Origin of the sequence: Nostoc sp. NMS2 (genome assembly GCF_017115105.1) — a bacterium.
Taxonomy (GTDB): Bacteria; Cyanobacteriota; Cyanobacteriia; order Cyanobacteriales; family Nostocaceae; genus Nostoc.
Genome location: NZ_JABXKH010000042.1, coordinates 1 through 19,222, shown reverse-complemented (window position 1 = coordinate 19,222; position 19,222 = coordinate 1). Strand labels below are relative to the sequence as shown.

Here is a 19,222-nt window from a genome sequence, read left to right as displayed (position 1 = left end):
TATGTATGACCTACACTTCACCCAAATTACTTACTTTTGAAGAATTTATAGTCCAATATGGTGATAATACACGCTACGAACTAATCGACGGACAACTAAGAGACATGGAACCTACAGGGCCGCACGAAGCTGTTGCAGGTAGTATTGCTGGTAGAATCTATGTCGAAATTTTTAATTCTAATTTTAACTGGCTAATCCCAAAAACTTGTCTGATTAAAGCACCTGCTGCTGAAGCCACAGCACTGCGTCCTGACGTAATTGTTTTAGATAAAGCTGAACTTAGTAAAGAACCTCTATGGTCAAAAGAACCTATTATTTGTAACGGCAGCACAATCAAACTTGTTGCTGAAGTTGTGAGTACTAATTGGCAAGATGATTATGCCAGAAAAGTTGAAGAATACGCTTTTCTTAATATCCCAGAATATTGGATTGTGGATTTCCGGGGCTTGGGTGGCTTGCAATTTATTGGCAATCCCAAACAACCCACGTTCACTGTTTGTCAGTTAGTTAACGGTGTGTACCAGCAACAACAATATCATTTAGGAGATACTATTTCTTCTGAACTATTGCCAAATTTACAACTTAAACTTGACGATATCATGCCTATTTAACAACTTAAATTTTGTTTTGGCTGAAGTGAATCCCATTACCTTACCTCAGTAAGAGCGATCGCTACAGTTTTCTACGCTAGAATAATTATTTTTATGAACTACTACGTAATCTACGACGGAAATTGTAATCTCTGCGTTACTTTAGTGCGATCGCTAGAAACCTTAGACAAGGGAAAGCTATTTCGTTATGCTCCCATGCAAGATGAGCAGACACTTTTACAGTGGGGAATTACAGCCCAAGGTTGTGAACAGGGAGTGATTTTAATTGATGGCAATGAACCTCAAAGACGTTGGCAAGGTAGTGACGCAATTGAAGAAATTGGGCGGTTATTGCCAGCAGGAAGTATATTTGTAGACGCTTATCGAGCTTTACCGGGGATGAAATGGGCAGGCGATCGCTTTTACGAACAAATCCGCGATAACCGTTACACCATATTTGGTAAGCGTTCTAATACTTATGAATCGTCTTACTGTGTAGATGGTACTTGCAAACCAACTTAATTCGGCAAGCAAGACGCGATAAATCCCCAGCAAGAGACGCGATAAATCGCCGTCTCTACAATAATCGGCGATTCATCGCGTCTTTGTTTTGTGATGATTCTGCCTCCTTTGCAACTAAATTTGTCATTAGACAGAATTTGTTCTGGTAAAAAATCCGCCTCCGGGTGCTAGCAAAAAGCCTGGTAGACGAACCATTATGCTATCTGGCGTGTTTGTAAACATTGTGCAATCAATGACATTGCGATCGCCTATGGCGGGCGGGTACGCCATCGCACGACAATTCGGCACAACATTGAATCTGACGGGAGGGATACTGCGTGAGAATTGGTGCTAACTACTTGGGTAATGGAGAATGTGAATTTACAGTTTGGTCGCCGTTATTAGATAGCGTCACTGTAAAAACTTTGACACCACAGGAGCAGGTTATTCCCCTCAAGCCTCAGTCTGAGGGATACTGGCACGCGAAAGCGAACGATGTGTATCCAGGCACGCTTTATCGCTATGTATTGAATGGTCAAGACGCTTTTGCCGATCCTGCGTCGCAGTATCAACCGGAAGGAGTGCATGGCCCGTCTCAAATTGTCGATCATCAGTTTGAGTGGACAGATGAAGGATGGACTGGCATTCCTGTGGAGTCGATGATTTTTTATGAACTCCACGTTGGGACTTTCACACCTGAAGGAACTTTCACTGGTATCATTTCTCGTCTACCAGAACTCAGGGAACTGGGAATTAATGCTATTGAAATCATGCCTATTGCCCAGTTTCCGGGAGACACCCATATTGAAGCAACTCTTGCATATCGCAACTGGGGCTATGATGGCGTTTATCCTTATGCTGTGCAAAATTCTTACGGTAGTCCAGCCGAACTCAAGCAACTGGTGAATGCTTGCCATGAAAATAATATCGCCGTGGTGTTGGATGTGGTGTATAACCACTTTGGGCCAGAAGGCAATTATATGAGTCAGTTCGCGCCCTACTTTACTAAAACCTATAAAACGCCGTGGGGCGAAGCGCTAAATTTCGACGATGCCCATAGTCAGGGTGTGCGAAATTATTTTATCCAAAATGCGCTTTACTGGTTGCGTGAGTTCCACATTGATGCATTGCGGCTGGATGCTATTCAAGCAATTTACGACTTGGGGGCGAAGCATTTTTTATGGGAACTGGCGGAAGCAGTTCATCATTTTTCACAACAAGGGCAAAAATGGAAACGCCATTTAATAGCCGAAAGTGACTTGAATAATCCACAAATCATTCGTCCGGTAGAATTGGGTGGATATGGTCTTGATGCCCAATGGTGTGATGATTTTCACCATGCCTTGCATACACTGTTGACAGGCGATCGCCAAGGATATTATCAAGATTTTGGGCAACTTGCTGATTTGGCCAAAGCTTACAATGATAGTTTTGTCTACGATTGGAAGCACTCGCCCGATCGCAAGCGATTTCATGGCATAAGTTGCCGCGATCGCAATTTATCACAGTTTACAGTCTGCATTCAGAATCACGATCAAATCGGCAATCAAATGAAAGGAGAACGCCTCACTCAGAGGATCTCTTTTGAAGGATTAAAGTTAGCTGCTGGCGCTGTGTTGCTATCGCCCTACTTACCCTTGTTATTTATGGGAGAAGAATATGGAGAAACAGCACCCTTCATTTATTTTGTTAGTCACTCCGATCCTGATTTGATTCAAGCAGTTCGAGCCGGACGCAAACAAGAATTTGAAGCATTTCACTATGCAGACGATCCCCCAGATCCCGAATCAGCAGAAACTTTCCTAAAGTCTAAACTCAATTGGGAATTACGCAATGAAGGTAAGCACAAAGTTCTGTGGAATTGGTATCGTCAGTTAATTAATTTACGCAAAACGCATCCAGCACTTTTAAATCAAGACCGCAATTTCATCGAAGCGACTAGCGATGAAGACAAGCACTTGGTTATCGTGCGTCGTTGGTGTGAATCAAGTGAACTAATATTTGTGATGAATTTCAATTCGTCTCCAGTCACAGCAACTCTGCCAATTCAGCATAATGCTCATAAATTGTTAGACTCTGCTGATACCTCATGGTCTGGGCCTGGTTCTGAAGCAGATGAACATCTGTCTGCGGGAAAAGAAGTGAAGTTGCAACCTACTAGTTTAGTACTGTATGAAAAAGGATGAGGAAGTTAAATAATTCGTAATTCGTAATTCGTAATTCGTAATTAAGTTTTGTGACGGGGATTTAGACCCCGACCCAAAACGCGCTGTCTGTAGAGACAGGGGACTTAAACCCCCAAAGTTCGTTAACAATTCAAAAATAAAGGAGATATAGAGCAATACAGTTCAGGTAAAACCAAAACACTTGTAGAGACGGCGATTTATCGCGTCTCAAAAACCCACAATTTTGTTTGTACGATTAGCCCTTAATTGAACCATATTGAGATACAGCGTTTCTGAGTTGAGTGCAATACAGACCTAACCCCCAGCCCCTTCCCTGCAAGGGAAGGGGAGTAAGATTTGTTAAAACTTAAAGTTTCGAGCTAAAAGGCTCAACGTTCAAGCTAAAAGGTTCAACGTTCAAGCTAAAAGGCTCAACGTTCGAGTAAAAAGGCTCAACGTTCAGGCAAAAAGGTTCAACGTTCGAGCTAAAAGGCTCAACGTTCAAGTAAAAAGGCTCAAACTCCCCCACATCTCAATAGGTTTCAGATAAGATCCCCCCGCCTGCGGCGACCCCCTTCTTAAGGGGGTAAATATCACAAAAAGCCCCCCTTTTTAATGGGGGTTGGGGGGATCTTCCAGAGACAAACACGTTAACCGAAGCGTATCGCCCCATCTCTTATTACAACAAACTCATGCGAATTCCTACCGCAACTTATCGAATTCAGTTTACACCCCAGTTTGGCTTTGACAATGCTAAAGCGATCGCAGCTTATCTAGCAGATTTAGGTATTTCTGATTTATATGCCTCACCCATTTTCAAAGCTCGCTCTGGGAGTACCCACGGTTACGATATAGTAGATGCCACTCAACTTAACCCAGAATTGGGAACTAATGAATCCTTTGATGCATTAATTGCGGAAGTCCAATCCCTTAATATGGGATGGTTACAAGATATAGTGCCCAACCACATGGCCTATAGCAGCGAAAACGATTACTTAATGGACATCTTGGAACACGGCCCAGATTCCAGCTATACTGACTACTTCGACCTTTCTTGGAATGCTCCCTTTGGCGATCGCCAAGAGCGAATTCTCGCTCCTCTACTAGGAGATTTTTATGGTGAATCCCTAGAAAACGGACACATTCAACTAAAATACGAACAAAACGGTATAACCGTAAACTATTACAGCTTAAAACTGCCGCTACGATTAGAGTCTTATACAAAATTTATTACCCATAATCTGGGCAAACTCACACGCACACTCGGACGCAATCACCCCGACTTTATTAAACTATTGGGTATTTTGTATATTCTCAAAAGTGTGCCCTCAGAAGTTGCGGGAAAACAGCGACAAGACCAAATTGCATTTATTAAAGGATTGGTTTGGGAACTTTATACCACAAACGATGCTATCCGTGAGTTCATTGACGAAAATATCCAAACCTTCAACGGAGAACCAGGTAATTCAGAAAGCTTTAACTTGCTAGATGAATTACTCAACGATCAGTTTTACCGTCTCGCCTTCTGGAAAGTTGGGGCGGAAGAGATGAACTATCGCCGCTTCTTTACTGTCAACGAACTTATTTCCGTTAAAGTTGAAGAAGTACGGGTTTTTAATAACACCCATAGCCTAATTCAAAAGCTGGTTGAAGAGGGCAAATTTACAGGCTTACGCATCGATCATATTGATGGACTCTATAACCCAATCCAGTATCTAGAAAGGTTGCGGGAAAAGACGGGAGATGTTTATATTACGGTCGAAAAGATTTTAGAACTCACCGAAGACCTGCCGGAAAACTGGGAAATTGAAGGGACATCGGGATATGACTTTCTTAACTACGTAAATGGTGTATTTTGTCAAACTGAAAATGAATCATCCTTCGATAAAATTTACCAGAACTTTATCGGTTCAAGAGTAGATTATGCATCAGTTGTAAAAGATAAAAAGCACCTGATACTCGAAAAGAATTTAGCCGGTGATATTGACAATTTGGCTCTTTTGTTAAAGAACATTTCCAGCAAATATCGTTATGGCAATGATTTTACACTGAATGGCTTGAAAAGAGCGATCGCAGAAGTTTTGACCCTGTTCCCGATTTACCGCACCTATATTACACCAGATGGAATTGGGGATAGCGATCGCACTACCATTGAAAAAGTAATTTACCAAGCCAAAGAACAAACGCCTCTATTGCAGCACGAACTGACCTTTATTGAAAAGTTAATGCTACTAGAGTTTGATAACTCTCTGACTCAAACAGAACGGGAGCAGTGGATATATTTTGTCTTGCGGATGCAGCAATATAGTGGTCCGCTAATGGCCAAAGGCGTAGAAGACACCACATTATATGTTTACAATCGCTTGTTATCGCTGAATGAAGTCGGCGGAAATCCCGGTCATTTTGGTATAGAATTAGCCAAATTTCATGCCTTTAACAAACAGCACCAAGTAACCTGGCCTCATACAATGAACACCACAGCTACCCACGACACCAAACGCGGCGAAGATGTGAGGGCTAGGTTAAATGTGTTGTCCGAAATCCCCGATGAATGGGATCAGCAGGTAAATACCTGGAGTGCCATTAATCGAGGAAGTCGCATTCATCGCCACGGGTTTGCTATGCCCGATCGCAACGATGAGTATTTTCTCTATCAAACCCTTGTAGGGGCGTTTCCCTTTACAGAACAGGAACAGGCATCCTTCGTGGAACGGGTGAAAGATTATATAATTAAAGCAATTCGAGAAGCGAAAGTGCATACAGCATGGCTACGACCTGATAGCGAGTATGAAGAAGCCTGTACTTCCTTCATTGAAAAGGTACTCGACCCTTCCATCTCCAAAGAATTTCTAGAAGCCTTTCGTCCCTTTCAACAGCGAATTGCAGAGTATGGTATCTTCAATTCCCTTTCTCAAACACTGCTGAAGATTACCGCACCCGGCGTACCCGATTTATACCAAGGAACAGAACTTTGGGAACTCAGCCTAGTCGATCCAGATAATCGCCGTCCCGTGGATTTTGAACAGCGACGGACTTACTTAAACGCCATCCGTGAGCAAGCCAAAACAGATATTCTCGGACTCATTCAGGAATTATTAAACGACAAAACAGACGGTAGAATCAAACTGTTTTTAACGGCTCAACTACTCAAAGCCAGAACCAACTATGTCTCATTATTCCAGGACGGCGATTATCTCCCATTAGAAATTCAGGGAACCTACGCCAATCACATTATCGCCTTTGCGCGGCGAGAAGCAAATCAAACAGCGATCGCGATCGCCCCACGCTTCTTAACCAGCCTCATCCAACCAGGAGACAACCCCTTAAACGAGTCAGTTTGGCAAGACACACACCTACAACTACCCCCAGGAACTCCCCTCACCTGGAAAAACGTCCTCACAGAGCAACCCTTACAGGCCACAGACACCCTATCAATTGCATCAGCCCTAGCCCATTTTCCAGTCGCCCTATTAGTTAGTAGTGCCGAATAAAATATAACCCAGAAACGCAGAGAAAACCCCATAAAACCTCTGCGTACCTCTGCGCTTCCCTCCGCGTCCCTTTGCGTTTAAAAAATCATTGAAAATATGACCACTCCCCCACAACTCACCACCGCCCAAATTGACACCGTGCGGGCCCATATCAAAAAAACGTGGAAAACCCTAACGCGATCGCACGAACACCTATTACAATCCGCCAAGGATACCAAACTAGACCACGAAACCGAAACTCCCTGGATCGTCTACATTTCCCCCTCAGAAGATTGTCCTAATATTCAGGCTGTGTTAGAGCGATCGCTATCTGCAAAAGATATGCAAAGAATTGAAATTCGCACTTTACCATCAGAAGTGGAAGGGATTCAAGAACATGGATTATTATACCTACCAGGCCCTTATGTAGTACCAGGTGGGCGCTTCAACGAAATGTATGGCTGGGACAGCTATTTTATACTATTGGGACTGTTGCACGATGAAGAATGGGAACTAGCACAAAGCCAAGTTGACCAACTATTGTACCAAGTCCAGCATTACGGCACTATCCTGAACTCCAACCGGACTTACATGCTGTCGCGATCGCAACCTCCCGTTCTCAGCATGATGGTTTTGGCGCTATTCCAGCACACCAAGGATGAAGAGTGGTTAAGAGCAACCGTCCCACTTTTAGAGCAATTTTACTATTACTGGGTAGTACCGCCCCATCTCAATGCTGCAACAGGCTTATCTAGATTTTACGCCCTTGGGGAAGGCCCCGCGCCAGAAGTTTTGTTTTCCGAGCGAGATGAGCAGGGAAAAAGCCACTACGATCGCGTCAAGGAATATTATCAAACCTTTGAGGTTGAAGATTATGACGTTAATCTCTATTACGATCGCGAAAATGACGAACTGACCAATTTATTTTACAAGGGCGATCGCACCATGCGCGAGTCCGGTTTTGATATCACCAACCGCTTTGGCCCGTTCAGTGCTGATATCCTCCACTACGCTCCTGTGTGCCTCAACAGTTTGCTGTATCAGGTGGAACACGACTTAGCCCAAATTAACGCGATTTTGGGGAACGAAGAATTAGAGCAGCAATGGCGCGATCGTGCAGATATCCGCCGCGATCGCATCGATCAGTGTCTCTGGGATGAAGACCAGGGATTATATTTAGACTATCACTTTCAGAGTGGAGAACGTCGCCGCTACGAATTTGCCACCGCATTCTATCCTCTATGGTTAGGAATTGCTTCTCAAGCCCAAGCCCAGCGCGTCGTTGAAAATCTCTCTTTGTTTGAAGCCCCAGGCGGAATTTTTACCAGTACTCGTGTCACCGGCAACCAATGGGATGCCCCCTTTGGTTGGGCACCATTGACATTAATTGCTGTCCAGGGACTTCACCGCTATGGGTATCATACAGAAGGCGATCGCATTGCCAACAAATTTTTAGCGATGGTAGTTAAAGAATTCGAGCGTCACAACACCCTAGTTGAAAAATATGATGTTGAACGCTGTTCTGCCAACGTTTCCGACGAAATCTGCTTTGGATATAGCTCTAACGAAGTTGGTTTCGGCTGGACAAATGGAGTTATTCTGGAACTCCTAGCAGGCGGTGGGAAAAAAGTTTAAATAATCATAATGGTTCAGTTGTGGAACTGCGCAGTGTCCAGATCCCCGACTTATCGAAGAAGTCGGGGATCTAATTTTTCATGAATGATTTAGGATTCCTATAGGGATGGAGTTTCTCGTCGCTTTCAATGAATATCAACATCAGTACGGTACGGAAACATCTAGAAAATGGGTTAGGTTCGAGAGAAACTTGCACACAGTGTTACCTAACATAAATAGTCATCCAAATCTACTAGTACAGTACGGCGGAAATAAACAGACCATTTGAAATGTCTAAAATCCTTACGCAACGGTAATTACGAATTACGAATTACGAATTACGAATTACGCGAAGCGGTACTAGTTAACCGCGACGAAACCAGCTTGCTCAATTGCCCTTTGTCCCTGGTCGGTTAATAAAAGTTTGGTGTATGCATCCCCAATCTGCTGTTCCCGACCTTTATTTTGCTTAATAATCACAAACAAATTAGCAATTATGGGATAACTACCATTTTTGATAGCCTCAGTATTTAGCTGGTTACGCTGACGTGGACATTGCTCAGGTGACACTATCGGTTCCCGATAGGGGGGAATTAGCTGACCAGCAGTCTGACCTAATGGCAAAGCCTTCACACTACATTGAGGCACTACTGAACGAGCAGAACCGTAATATACACCACCAGGTATTTTACTGAGTTGGCGCACTGCCTCTGTAGTGGAATAGACATATTGCACATTCGAGCCAAGTGCTTGCCCCTTCAAGTCGCTGTTGCTAGAGAATATTACTGTATCTGCGTCCTCTGGTCGTTGAGATAAAGGTGTGATGGGTAGATTTGGGCCACCTACTTGATTCCAGTTAGTAATTTTCCCCAAATAAATCTGCTGCAATTGGTCAACAGTTAAACCTGAGACTTTCAGGGATGGGTTGACTACCACTGCTATTCCATCCATACCTACCTGACGTTGCTCAAGGGTGAAGCCTCGCTCTTTTGCCATAGCTTGTTCTTCATCTGTAAGGGGGCGAGAAGACTGAGCAAAGTCTAATTTCCCATCAAGTAACATCCTAATGCCTGAGCTAGAACCAGGGCTAGCATTAACAGGGTCTACATAACGTAATTGTACTTCCGGGCGATCGCTCTGGATCTGAGAATCTACTAATTGCCGGATAGATGCCCAAGCTGTACTTCCTCCGTAGTTAAATGAGGCAGTAGGGACATCTGCAACTGTCTGAAAACTAGATGCGGTATTAGAGACTGTCTTGAAATTTTGATTAGAAGAAGAGTTAACGCTGTTACGGGACAATAAATTCGGCTTTAGTAACCACCAAAGCAGCCCGCCAATAACGATAACTGTCAGCACTTTACCAATAATCAAACCTCTAAGAAAGAGAGCCATTTCGCTGTTAATTAAAGCTTTTTTTTGATTTGTATTGCCCATATTTTTAAATATTGTTTATTGTATTTATCTTACAGGAATCTCTAAGTATTTATCCTAGAATAATTTTTAGAATATTTAGATTTAAATCAAATATGTAATAGCTAGTTAATAGCTATTTTTATGATTGCTATTAGATTATTAACTTTTTCTAATTGATGGACTCATATTTGATTTTTGCGAAGCCAGGAACAACAAAAATAGGCTTCTTTTCTCTTGCCTACCTATTGCGCTTCGCGCACCACACAAACAAATATGGCTACGCCATGTGCGAACAGAAATCAAAGTGGACTGCCATCATGAAATTCAATTTGCTTTTTAGTAGTATTTGCAATGATGCAATTTTTTTTACAGACTCCTTTTTTAGCTGATGATTTGGTTATTGGACTATTCACATTAGTATTAGTCAACCGTGGGTTAAGCAATTTTTCTATAAAATTATTGAATTGAGTAGGTTGGTTTGGAGACGATGTACCTGTATTAATAAATGTATAGATTAGAATTAATACTGTAAAACTAGTGATAGCACCAAGCCCTATTCCTAGAAGCAAAAGAAAGTTTCTATAATTTAGCAAATAAGTATCATCAACATTTTGGCTGATGCCAGCAGATTGTGAGGACTGTGACAACGGTAGAGCAGAATTAAGCGCTTGCAAAGCGTCTGCGGCAGACTGATAACGCTGGTTGTAGCGATCGCAAACCATTGTATCTAAAATCTTTGCAAGAGCATCACTTACCTGTGCCTGATCGCGCCACAGAACTTCTCCTGTATTGGGATCTTCTTTTATTTGCTCAGGGATTAAACCTGTCAAAGCTTGAATGCCTATTATCCCTACTGCATAGATATCGCTGCAAAGTTTTGGCTTTCCCTTAGCTTGTTCGCTTGGCATATAACCAAGAGTCCCAACACCAATTGTTAAACCTGCTCCCAAAGCACCAATTTTCTTAATACTCCCAAAGTCAATTAACACAATCTTCTGATCGGAGTGCCGCCGCATCAAATTTTGGGGCTTAATATCCCGATGAATAATGTTATTTTGGTGGACGAATGCCAGCACTTCCAAGATATCTTTTAATAAACTTAAGACTGCATTTTCGCTAAGATGCTGACCTGATACAATTTCTTGGGTTAACGCATGACCATCAATAAATTCCTGAACTAAATAGAAATCTCCATCTTCATCAAAATGGGCAAACAGTCTAGGAATTTGATCGTGGTCATTGCCTAGCTGGTATAAAACTTCCGCTTCTCGATCAAATAGCTTTTTAGCGATGGGTAGAACAGCAGGATTGGAATCTTTTGGTTGAAAATGTTTTACGACACAATAAGGTTGTCCTGGTAAATCTAGGTCTACAGCTAAGTATGTATCACCAGAGCCGCCGCTTCCTAAGTGTTTGATAATTTCAAAGCGATTCCGAAGTGTTTTTCTGGTGAGAGAGTGTTGATGCCTATTACGTCCAGCACCTGCTAATAAGTAAGTATTACCAGAACCTCCGCTTTCCAGCAGTTTGACAGTCTCAAAGCGACTCCGAAGTTTTTTTCTAACTAGAGGGTTCTGGCTCATGTGGCATATACTACTTGTTAATTTACTGACCATTCAGAGCTTAGGTAAGGTGATGAATACCTACCGCTAGATTCTAGGTATTTGAGGCAGTCAGCTTATCAAGCAAACCTATGCTTTGGAGCATTTTTATAGCTAGCTCTTTGATTTGGTTAATTTAATACTATTGTAAGTATTTTAATATAAAATTTATTTTTGGAATAGTTCAATAAATTTGTAAACTTTAATTTATTCCATCCGTTGCATGTCAAATCACAGCATATTAACTGCTTATTCAATAGTTTTCACAGAATATCCTGACTTTTCCCACCTTCTAGTTGCGTCTGTATCACTTGCAATAACACAGTTGCATCTAGCAAAAGTAATAGTGGAAATAGTTTAAGCTTGTTGTAGTATATTTTTTATAAGAAGAATTCAGAACTCAGGAGTCAGAATGGGCTAAACCTTAGCTATCCGCTAACAGCATGAATTCTGTACGAGTGGGTGATGAATATTGGTTAAAACCGTACTTCGTCCCGCTACGCTAACGCCCGAAGTTAAGCGAAAGTAAAATAAATATTTTTCGTAATCAAAACTCTATCCCGCAAGTGGCGTAGAGTATTCTAAATTCAGAATTCAGAATTCTGTTTTATAAACCTTGCTAGGTAAAAAATAAAACTATTAATTAAAAAAGCCCCCTATTGGGGGCCGATTAAGTTGTTCGCGTGGAGTAAACAACTAAATAATTAATACTCACAGGAGATAGAGTAATCCGAATAAAATAATCCAAATCACGTCAACGAAGTGCCAGTAGATTTCGGCTGCTTCAATGCCAAAGTGCTTTTCGTTACTGTAGTGACCCGGAAGGCGCGATCGCCACAACACCGCAACAATAGCCAAAACGCCGATGGTAACGTGCAATCCGTGGAAACCAGTCAAAACGTAAAATGCACTGGCAAATAAATTGGTAGTTAAACCAAATTCTAAATGGGTATATTCATATACTTGACCCACTAAGAAAGTAGCACCCATCGCAGCAGTAATTGCTAACCAGATTCGCGCACCCCGCGCATCGTTCTTTTTGATAGCAGTGTCAGCATTGTGCATGACAAAACTACTAGAAATTAGATTGATGGTGTTGACTCCAGGTAACAATAGTTCTAATTCTGGAGTCCCTGCTGGCGGCCACACGGGTAAGGTAGCGCGGAAAGCTAAGTAAGCTCCGAACAGTCCCATAAAAATCATCCCTTCAGCAATCAGGAAAACATATAGTCCAAACAGACGATGGTCTGGATGTTCTTCGTGATGACCGACGGACGCTTCCGCCGCATGGTGATGATTGAGTTCGGTTTTAGCTGGGTCAATGATTTGACTTTGCATAGAATTTTGATGAGTGGGGAATGGGGAACTTGTACTGAGCGCAGTCGAAGTATGGGGAGTGGGGGGATGAGGGAGCAAGGGAGCAGGGAGCAAGGGAGCAGGGAGCAAGGGAAAAGAGTTTTCCCCCTGTCCCCTGCCCCCCGCCCCTTGTCCTCTTTATCCATGCCCAATTCCCTATACCTGTTTATTGTCGGTCTTCGGGATTAGCAGCAAAGGCTGGATCGGGTTCTGCTCTTAATACTGAGTTCGGCCCGCCAGACAAGATTGGATTAGGATCAGATAAAGGTACATCTTCATTAGCCCTTTCCAAACCGTAGTCGTAGGGGCCTGTAGCCAGTACTGGGGTTTGATCAAAATTTTCGATCGCAGGTGGTGAGGTTGTCATCCACTCTAAGGTAAGTGCCCTCCAGGGATTATTACCAGCTTTCTCGCCGTATAACCAACTCCAAATGGCATTGATGATGAAGGGGAATGTCGAAATTGCCAGTATGTAAGAACCATACGTACAAATTTCGTTCAATGTGGTGAATTTGGGATCGTATTGGGCAATCCGGCGATTCATACCCATTAAACCCAGTTTGTGCATGGGTAAGAAGGTCATGTTTAGACCGACAATAGTCAAGGCAAAGTGAACCTTACCCCAAAATTCGTTTACCATGCGTCCCGTCATTTTCGGGAACCAGTGGTAAATGGCGGCAAAAATTCCTAGAACGCTACCACCAAATAGTACATAGTGCAAGTGGGCCACCACAAAATAGGTGTCGTGAACGTGAATGTCAAAAGGCACTGCTGCCAACATCACGCCACTGATCCCGCCGATTACAAAAGTGCCGACAAAGCCGATGGCGAACAGCATCGCACTGTTAAGCTGGATTTTTCCACCCCACATGGTTGCTAACCAGCTAAATATTTTAATCCCCGTGGGTACGGCAATGATCATGGTGGTGATCATAAAGAACATCCGTAACCAGCCGGGGATACCACTGGTAAACATGTGGTGCGCCCAAACAATTAGCCCCAAAAAGCTAATAGCAAGAGACGAATAAGCGATCGCTTTATAGCCAAAAATCGGCTTGCGGGAATGAATGGGGATAATTTCTGAAATTGCTCCAAAGAAGGGCAAAATCATAATGTAAACGGCTGGGTGGGAGTAAAACCAGAACATGTGCTGGTATACTACAGGGTCGCCACCGCCAGTTGGGTTAAAAAATGTTGTCCCAGCAATTAAGTCAAAGGCAAGCAGAATCAAACCTGCTGCAAGGACTGGGGTTGATACCAAAACGAGCGCCGAAGTGGCGAACATTGCCCAGCAGAACAAGGGCATTTGATGAACGCCCATGCCGGGGATACGCATTTTCAGCAATGTTACTAGGAAATTTATCGACCCCAAAATTGAGGACGTACCCAGCAGCAAGACACTCATAATCCAAATGCCTTGCCCCACTTGTCCTGTTACCAAACTCAGGGGAGGGTAGGAAGTCCAACCTGCATCCGGTGCATCGCCTACCGCTAAACTGGCGATCAGCAACACACCCGCAGGGGGAATCATCCAAAAGGCAACAGCATTCAGCCGAGGAAATGCCATATCTTTTGCCCCAATCATCAGGGGAATTAGATAGTTAGCAAACCCTGCCCCGGTTGGCACAATCCACAAGAAAATCATGATCGTGGCGTGCAGCGTAAACAGACTGTTGTAGACTTCCGGGGTGACAAAATCTACCTCTGGGGTTCGCAGTTCCGTGCGAACCAAGTCAGCCATTACGCCGCCAATGCAGTAGAAAATGAACGAAGTGACGAGATATTGAATCCCAATCACCTTATGGTCGGTTTGAAAGCCAAAGAAGTCTTGCCATTTTCTGACCCCTGGTTCCTCAAGAAGGGCGGGGATATTGGCCGTTTCTTGCAACTGAGCTTGTGTCATAGTCATTAGTCATTGGTCATTAGTCATTAGTCATTAGTCATTGGATTTTGACTAAATAACATATTGATTAATGGTGAACTTGATGAAGGATTTCTGGTTTAATTCCCATGTCCTTGGTGTAAGGAGCAAGAAATTCATTTGGGGATAGATCGGCTGGGTTAACAGCAACGGCTTGATTTAGTGTTTCTTTGCTGGCAACTAGCTGTTCTTGTACCCATTTATCAAAGGCTTCTTCTGACTCTACAACTACTGGCGCTCTCATTGCACCGTGGTAGGGGCCACAAAGTTCAGCACAGATTAGAACATAATCTCCTGCTTTTTTGGGGGTGAAGCGAATCTCGCTTTGCCTACCGGGGATCGCATCTTGTTTCAGGCGGAACTCTGGCACCCAAAAAGCATGGATGACATCGTTGGCGGTCATATTGATTTGCACTTCTCGCCCAATGGGGACGTGCATTTCACCTGTAGTTATCCCAGTTTCAGGATAGGTGAAAATCCAGGCATATTGTAAACCAGTGACGTTGACCTGTAATTCTGCTGGTTGCCCTGCTTTATCAGGAGTTCCCCCAATTGTTGGAGCAACACTACCTACACCTGGGGCATTCCGCAGTTGAGGAATTTGATCGGCATTACGAACTTCTGCCGTAGCTGGGTCTTGCATTGCCTCATCAGATTTTTCTTGATTGAGGTTGGGTTCGGTGCTGGGAGGAGTATCGCTTAAAGTTGCAGCCATAGCACTTCCAGGCATTGCCATCGATTCCTGATTCATCGGCGCTTGATGGATCGCATGGGGATCAAAGCCACCGATTTCGTTGTAAACATCAAAGCTGTAAACAGAAATGCCGATAACGATAATTGCTGGGATCGCCGTCCAGAGGATTTCTAGAGGTATATTGCCCTCAACTGGTGGGCCGTCTTCATTGTCACCTGCACGCCGACGGTATTTAAATGCGGAGTAAATCAAAATACCTTCAACTAACAGGAATATACCTGTAGAAACGATCATCATCGCGTTGAACAGACCATCCACCAAGACGGCTTCATCAGTGGCTGCTGCTGGCAACAGACCGTGATTTTGACCGTACCAAAGGCTGGCTAGCGTTAGCACGATGCCAATGAGTAATGTCCAGATTGAACTTGGAATCTTCACGGCTTACTTAATTGAATTTACTATGTTATCTCGAAGCTACTCACTTACTAAGGTAGTCTAGGCTGGAAGGCATGGGGGACAAAGGTCTGAAATTTTTATTAATTTTTTTGACTATTTTACTAATCTTGAGTATGAGTCTAATATCATATAGCGCCAAAAATAGATGTAAATCAGTGAAAAAATTTAAGGAAAAATTTAGAATGTTTAAATTAATTGTGATTAATCAATTTCTCACATCTTGAAAAATACCTAAAGCTTCAGGCAAAACCTTTCTGGAGTGATTCAAAGTATAAGTGAGTGCTAATCTATAAACCCTTAGCCTATACGCTAGGGTGGAGATAGGACGCTAAAAGAAAATTGAAAATTTTAAGAGAGCCACCAAGAGCGGGCAGAAGGTATCATTCATGAGCGAATTTGTCCTACAACAACAAAATGAAGCGGCTCTTCAGCAGCAAAAGCCCAAGGAAATGATTCGGCGCTTGGTGTGGAAAATGTGCATAGCCACCTTAATTTTGATGGCAATAGGCAGTGCCACCCGCGTGATGAATGCTGGACTTGCTTGCCCAGACTGGCCTTTATGCTATGGCGAACTTGTGCCAGCCAAGCAAATGAATCTCCAGGTGTTTCTGGAGTGGTTTCACAGATTGGATGCGGCTTTAATTGGTTTAAGCGCGATCGCACTTTTTGGTTTGTCCTGGTGGCGTCGTAGTTTTTTACCCTCTTGGCTACCTTGGGCATCCACATTTGCCCTGTTTTTAATCGTCTTCCAAGGCGTATTGGGGGGACTCACCGTTACCGAACTGTTGCGGTTTGATATCGTTACCGCTCATTTAGGTACGGCGCTGTTATTTTTTAGCACCCTCTTGATTATTGGCACAGCACTCACCCCCTATCAGGGAAATGGAACCGTCGGTAAGTTGCCTTGGGTCGGTTTAACTGCTGCTATTCTGGTTTACCTGCAAAGTCTCTTGGGTGCTTTGGTAGGCTCTCGCTGGGCGCTACACCAATGCCTCGGCGGTTCTCAACTTTGTACTGTAATGTACAGCCATATTGCTGGTTTGGTGCCGCCAACAGTGGCAACCTTGGCAATGGTATTTATCTGTTGGCGGACACCAGCACTACATCCAGCCTTGCGGCGACTGGCAAATATGGCTGGTGGGTTGTTGACATTACAAATCTTGTTGGGATTCGCCACCTTCAAATTACACCTCCAAGTCGAGCCTCTCACCGTCTCTCACCAAGCTATAGGAGCAGCTTTGCTGGGTACTTTGGTGGCTTTCACGGTTTTATCACTACGTGACTCAGTTAGTGCTGTGGAATTAGGGGAGAGGTGACAGGTTACAGGTAATAGGGAATAATCTGTACCCTGTAACCTGTACCCTATTCCCTTCTTCACTCCCCACTCATCAGTGAGAGGCGCAACGGCGAGTATTGCGACTCACGCAGGTGCAGAAGAAAATCTGTGTTTTCATTTGCCTGAAAGAGCCAGCTTGAGCAGGGGCTGTATATAAGTTGTTGAAAAATAAGGAACCAGAGCCAAAATGATTGAGACTAATGTCTCTCGCCACCACGAAACATTTTTACAGGTAGTTCAAAGTTATTACCAGCTAACCAAGCCTCGGATTATTCCGTTGCTTTTGATTACCACAGCTGGGAGTATGTGGATTGCTGCTAAGGGAGAAGTAGACCCATTGCTGTTGCTAGTAACTCTCACTGGTGGCACTTTGGCTGCTGCAAGCGCCCAGACGATTAACTGTGTCTATGACCGGGATATTGATTATGACATGGAGCGGACGCGCCATCGTCCGATACCTTCGGGTAAGGTGCAGCCACGCGATGCTCTAATTTTTGCGATCGCACTGGCGACGATTTCCTTTACACTCCTAGCAGTATTTGCCAATCTGTTAGCCGCCCTGCTAGCCTTCTCTGGCATTGTCTTTTATATTTTGGTCTATACCCACTGGCTAAAACGCCACACCACCCAAAATATCGTTGTTGGTGGAGCGGCTGGGGCAATTCCGGCTTTAGTGGGTTGGGCTGCTGTCACGGGCACTTTAAGCTGGTCAGCGTGGTTAATTTTTGCCATCGTCTTTTTGTGGACACCACCCCATTTCTGGGCTTTAGCTCTGATGATCCGGGATGATTACGCAAAGGTGGGCATACCAATGCTACCTGTGATTGAAGGTGATACGGCAACGGTGAAGCAGATTTGGTACTATACGCTGGTGACAGTAGTTGCAACCGTGTTATTGGTTTATCCCTTGGGCGCGAGTGGAATTCTTTATGGTGCGATCGCTGTAATTCTGGGAGGATTATTTATCCACAAATCTTGGCGTTTGTTGCAAAATCCAGAGGATCGCGCTGTAGCTAAAGAGTTGTTTCTCTATTCCATCTCCTACATGATGCTGTTGTGTCTGGGGATGGTAGTTGATAGTCTTCCTGTTACCCATAATTTAATTAGTGCGGTGAGTAACCAGCTGCATCTCATAATTGGCTAATTCTTAGCTGGGGATTTAAGCCAAAAGAAATCGGGTTTGGGAAAAACCCGGTTTCTCAAAGATGCGATGCCAAATAGCCCGCCGTAGGCATCGCACTTGTTATACTACTTCTAAAGTTTTAGACTCATAAATACAACATATTGAGGACTACTGATTATTCCGACAGCAGAACAAACTCTACAGTGCTTTCTTGTTTGCCGAAGATTAACTATGATGTATCGACCTGTTTATTTAGTACGTTTAGATGAACGCACAGGCGAAATAGTCATCATAGCTGGTGAAGAAACCGAGATAGCGATTCAGCGTAATGGGAAATAGACATTTAAAATATGAAACCAAATTTTCATGAAATGAGCCTCAAAGAATTACGAGTTTACGTGCTGGCTCATCAAGATGATAATGAAGCTTTCTATGCTTATATGGATAAGTCAAAGACAGAAGGAAATTGGGCAACAATGCCACCTTTGAATTCAATGGATGACTTTGATAATTATCCTGAGTTTATTGATAAAATCGGTAAGGACGGTGAAGGTCAAGTATAAGCGCGATCGCCTACTTTAATTTAATCACAGCCTAATTTTAACCAAATTTGTCTTTGAACACTAAAGCCAAAACGCCCGTTGCTATACTTTAGCTAAAGTTCATTAATCTTGCTGATATCTTGGCAATGTTGACAAATTACATTCGTACAGCAATGCACAAAGCAACTTATGAGTTGCTTGACGATGGAACTTTCTATGGCGAAATTCCAGAGTGTCAAGGAGTGTGGGCAAATGCTGCAACATTAGAGGCTTGTCGAGAGGATTTGCAAGATACTCTTGAGGGATGGATTATTTTAGGATTGCGTTTGGGTCATACTCTACCAATACTCGATGGTGTTGACCTGAATTTTACCAAAGAGGTTGCCTAACGCTCTTTTATTACTCCGAAAAAATAAAATATTCGTAGGTTGGGTTGA

General features: G+C 43.4%; 15 protein-coding genes and 1 pseudogene. 9 read left to right on the top strand and 7 right to left on the bottom strand.

The window, feature by feature from the left end:
- Positions 1–5: 5 nt before the first annotated feature.
- Positions 6–611, top strand: coding sequence for a Uma2 family endonuclease (locus HWQ36_RS05575; RefSeq protein ID WP_292698937.1), 606 nt, complete (start codon positions 6–8; stop codon positions 609–611).
- Between the two features lie 93 nt (positions 612–704).
- Positions 705–1,112, top strand: coding sequence for a DCC1-like thiol-disulfide oxidoreductase family protein (locus HWQ36_RS05570; RefSeq protein ID WP_292698935.1), 408 nt, complete (start codon positions 705–707; stop codon positions 1,110–1,112).
- 126 nt (positions 1,113–1,238) lie between these two features.
- Here HWQ36_RS05570 and HWQ36_RS05565 read toward each other — a convergent pair whose 3' ends face one another.
- The gene (locus HWQ36_RS05565) at positions 1,239–1,400 is read right to left on the bottom strand and encodes a hypothetical protein (RefSeq protein WP_292698933.1); all 162 of its coding nucleotides are present in this window, start codon (positions 1,398–1,400) and stop codon (positions 1,239–1,241) included.
- A gap of 29 nt (positions 1,401–1,429) precedes the next feature.
- Here HWQ36_RS05565 and treZ point away from each other — a divergent pair, with 29 nt between their 5' ends.
- The 3 genes from treZ to HWQ36_RS05550 all read left to right on the top strand — a co-directional run bounded on the left by treZ (position 1,430) and on the right by HWQ36_RS05550 (position 8,361).
- A complete protein-coding gene (treZ, locus tag HWQ36_RS05560; RefSeq protein ID WP_292698931.1) occupies positions 1,430–3,277 on the top strand; it encodes a malto-oligosyltrehalose trehalohydrolase in 1,848 nt (615 codons plus the stop codon).
- A 671-nt stretch (positions 3,278–3,948) separates the two neighbouring features.
- The gene (treY, locus tag HWQ36_RS05555) at positions 3,949–6,747 is read left to right on the top strand and encodes a malto-oligosyltrehalose synthase (RefSeq protein ID WP_292698929.1); all 2,799 of its coding nucleotides are present in this window, start codon (positions 3,949–3,951) and stop codon (positions 6,745–6,747) included.
- A gap of 96 nt (positions 6,748–6,843) precedes the next feature.
- Positions 6,844–8,361: a trehalase family glycosidase gene (locus tag HWQ36_RS05550; protein WP_292698928.1), complete on the top strand. Its 1,518-nt coding sequence runs from the start codon at positions 6,844–6,846 to the stop codon at positions 8,359–8,361.
- Between the two features lie 339 nt (positions 8,362–8,700).
- On the opposite strand, the gene HWQ36_RS05545 is transcribed toward HWQ36_RS05550, so the two are convergent.
- The 5 genes from HWQ36_RS05545 to HWQ36_RS05525 form a co-directional block, all read right to left on the bottom strand.
- Positions 8,701–9,777: a substrate-binding domain-containing protein gene (locus tag HWQ36_RS05545; RefSeq protein WP_292698926.1), complete on the bottom strand. Its 1,077-nt coding sequence runs from the start codon at positions 9,775–9,777 to the stop codon at positions 8,701–8,703.
- A gap of 278 nt (positions 9,778–10,055) precedes the next feature.
- Entirely contained in the window at positions 10,056–11,339 is a 1,284-nt protein-coding gene (locus HWQ36_RS05540) for a serine/threonine-protein kinase (protein ID WP_292698924.1), read from the bottom strand.
- A 729-nt stretch (positions 11,340–12,068) separates the two neighbouring features.
- Positions 12,069–12,695 carry a heme-copper oxidase subunit III gene (locus tag HWQ36_RS05535; RefSeq protein WP_292698922.1) on the bottom strand — a complete coding sequence of 209 codons (627 nt, stop codon included), beginning with the start codon at positions 12,693–12,695 and terminating at the stop codon, positions 12,069–12,071.
- A gap of 184 nt (positions 12,696–12,879) precedes the next feature.
- Complete coding sequence (ctaD, locus tag HWQ36_RS05530; RefSeq protein ID WP_292699340.1) at positions 12,880–14,616, bottom strand: cytochrome c oxidase subunit I; 1,737 nt, start codon at positions 14,614–14,616, stop codon at positions 12,880–12,882.
- Positions 14,617–14,683: 67 nt separating this feature from the next.
- A complete protein-coding gene (locus tag HWQ36_RS05525; RefSeq protein WP_292698920.1) occupies positions 14,684–15,766 on the bottom strand; it encodes a cytochrome c oxidase subunit II in 1,083 nt (360 codons plus the stop codon).
- Positions 15,767–16,170: 404 nt separating this feature from the next.
- On the opposite strand from HWQ36_RS05525, the gene HWQ36_RS05520 reads away from it, so the two are divergent.
- The 3 genes from HWQ36_RS05520 (at position 16,171) to HWQ36_RS05510 (ending at position 18,806) form a co-directional block, all read left to right on the top strand.
- Positions 16,171–17,100: a heme A synthase gene (locus HWQ36_RS05520; RefSeq protein WP_292698918.1), complete on the top strand. Its 930-nt coding sequence runs from the start codon at positions 16,171–16,173 to the stop codon at positions 17,098–17,100.
- A gap of 207 nt (positions 17,101–17,307) precedes the next feature.
- The gene (locus HWQ36_RS05515) at positions 17,308–18,264 is read left to right on the top strand and encodes a heme o synthase (protein WP_292698916.1); all 957 of its coding nucleotides are present in this window, start codon (positions 17,308–17,310) and stop codon (positions 18,262–18,264) included.
- Positions 18,265–18,593: 329 nt separating this feature from the next.
- Positions 18,594–18,806, top strand: coding sequence for a hypothetical protein (locus HWQ36_RS05510; protein ID WP_292698914.1), 213 nt, complete (start codon positions 18,594–18,596; stop codon positions 18,804–18,806).
- Positions 18,807–18,826: 20 nt separating this feature from the next.
- On the opposite strand, the pseudogene HWQ36_RS05505 reads toward HWQ36_RS05510, so the two are convergent.
- Positions 18,827–18,892, bottom strand: a pseudogene (locus HWQ36_RS05505) (GUN4 domain-containing protein); the annotation flags it as partial.
- A 39-nt stretch (positions 18,893–18,931) separates the two neighbouring features.
- Between HWQ36_RS05505 and HWQ36_RS05500 the strand changes: the two are divergent.
- Entirely contained in the window at positions 18,932–19,174 is a 243-nt protein-coding gene (locus HWQ36_RS05500; protein ID WP_292698912.1) for a type II toxin-antitoxin system HicB family antitoxin, read from the top strand.
- Positions 19,175–19,222: the final 48 nt, after the last annotated feature.

Coding starts and splice junctions, on each gene's coding strand:
- HWQ36_RS05500 (WP_292698912.1), top strand. CDS start 18,932: ATGTTGACAAATTACATTCGTACAGCAATGCACAAAGCAACTTATGAG.
- HWQ36_RS05570 (WP_292698935.1), top strand. CDS start 705: ATGAACTACTACGTAATCTACGACGGAAATTGTAATCTCTGCGTTACT.
- HWQ36_RS05515 (WP_292698916.1), top strand. CDS start 17,308: ATGATTGAGACTAATGTCTCTCGCCACCACGAAACATTTTTACAGGTA.
- HWQ36_RS05520 (WP_292698918.1), top strand. CDS start 16,171: ATGAGCGAATTTGTCCTACAACAACAAAATGAAGCGGCTCTTCAGCAG.
- HWQ36_RS05535 (WP_292698922.1), bottom strand. CDS start 12,695: ATGCAAAGTCAAATCATTGACCCAGCTAAAACCGAACTCAATCATCAC.
- HWQ36_RS05550 (WP_292698928.1), top strand. CDS start 6,844: ATGACCACTCCCCCACAACTCACCACCGCCCAAATTGACACCGTGCGG.
- HWQ36_RS05575 (WP_292698937.1), top strand. CDS start 6: ATGACCTACACTTCACCCAAATTACTTACTTTTGAAGAATTTATAGTC.
- ctaD (WP_292699340.1), bottom strand. CDS start 14,616: ATGACACAAGCTCAGTTGCAAGAAACGGCCAATATCCCCGCCCTTCTT.
- HWQ36_RS05510 (WP_292698914.1), top strand. CDS start 18,594: ATGAAACCAAATTTTCATGAAATGAGCCTCAAAGAATTACGAGTTTAC.
- HWQ36_RS05545 (WP_292698926.1), bottom strand. CDS start 9,777: ATGGGCAATACAAATCAAAAAAAAGCTTTAATTAACAGCGAAATGGCT.
- HWQ36_RS05540 (WP_292698924.1), bottom strand. CDS start 11,339: ATGAGCCAGAACCCTCTAGTTAGAAAAAAACTTCGGAGTCGCTTTGAG.
- treY (WP_292698929.1), top strand. CDS start 3,949: ATGCGAATTCCTACCGCAACTTATCGAATTCAGTTTACACCCCAGTTT.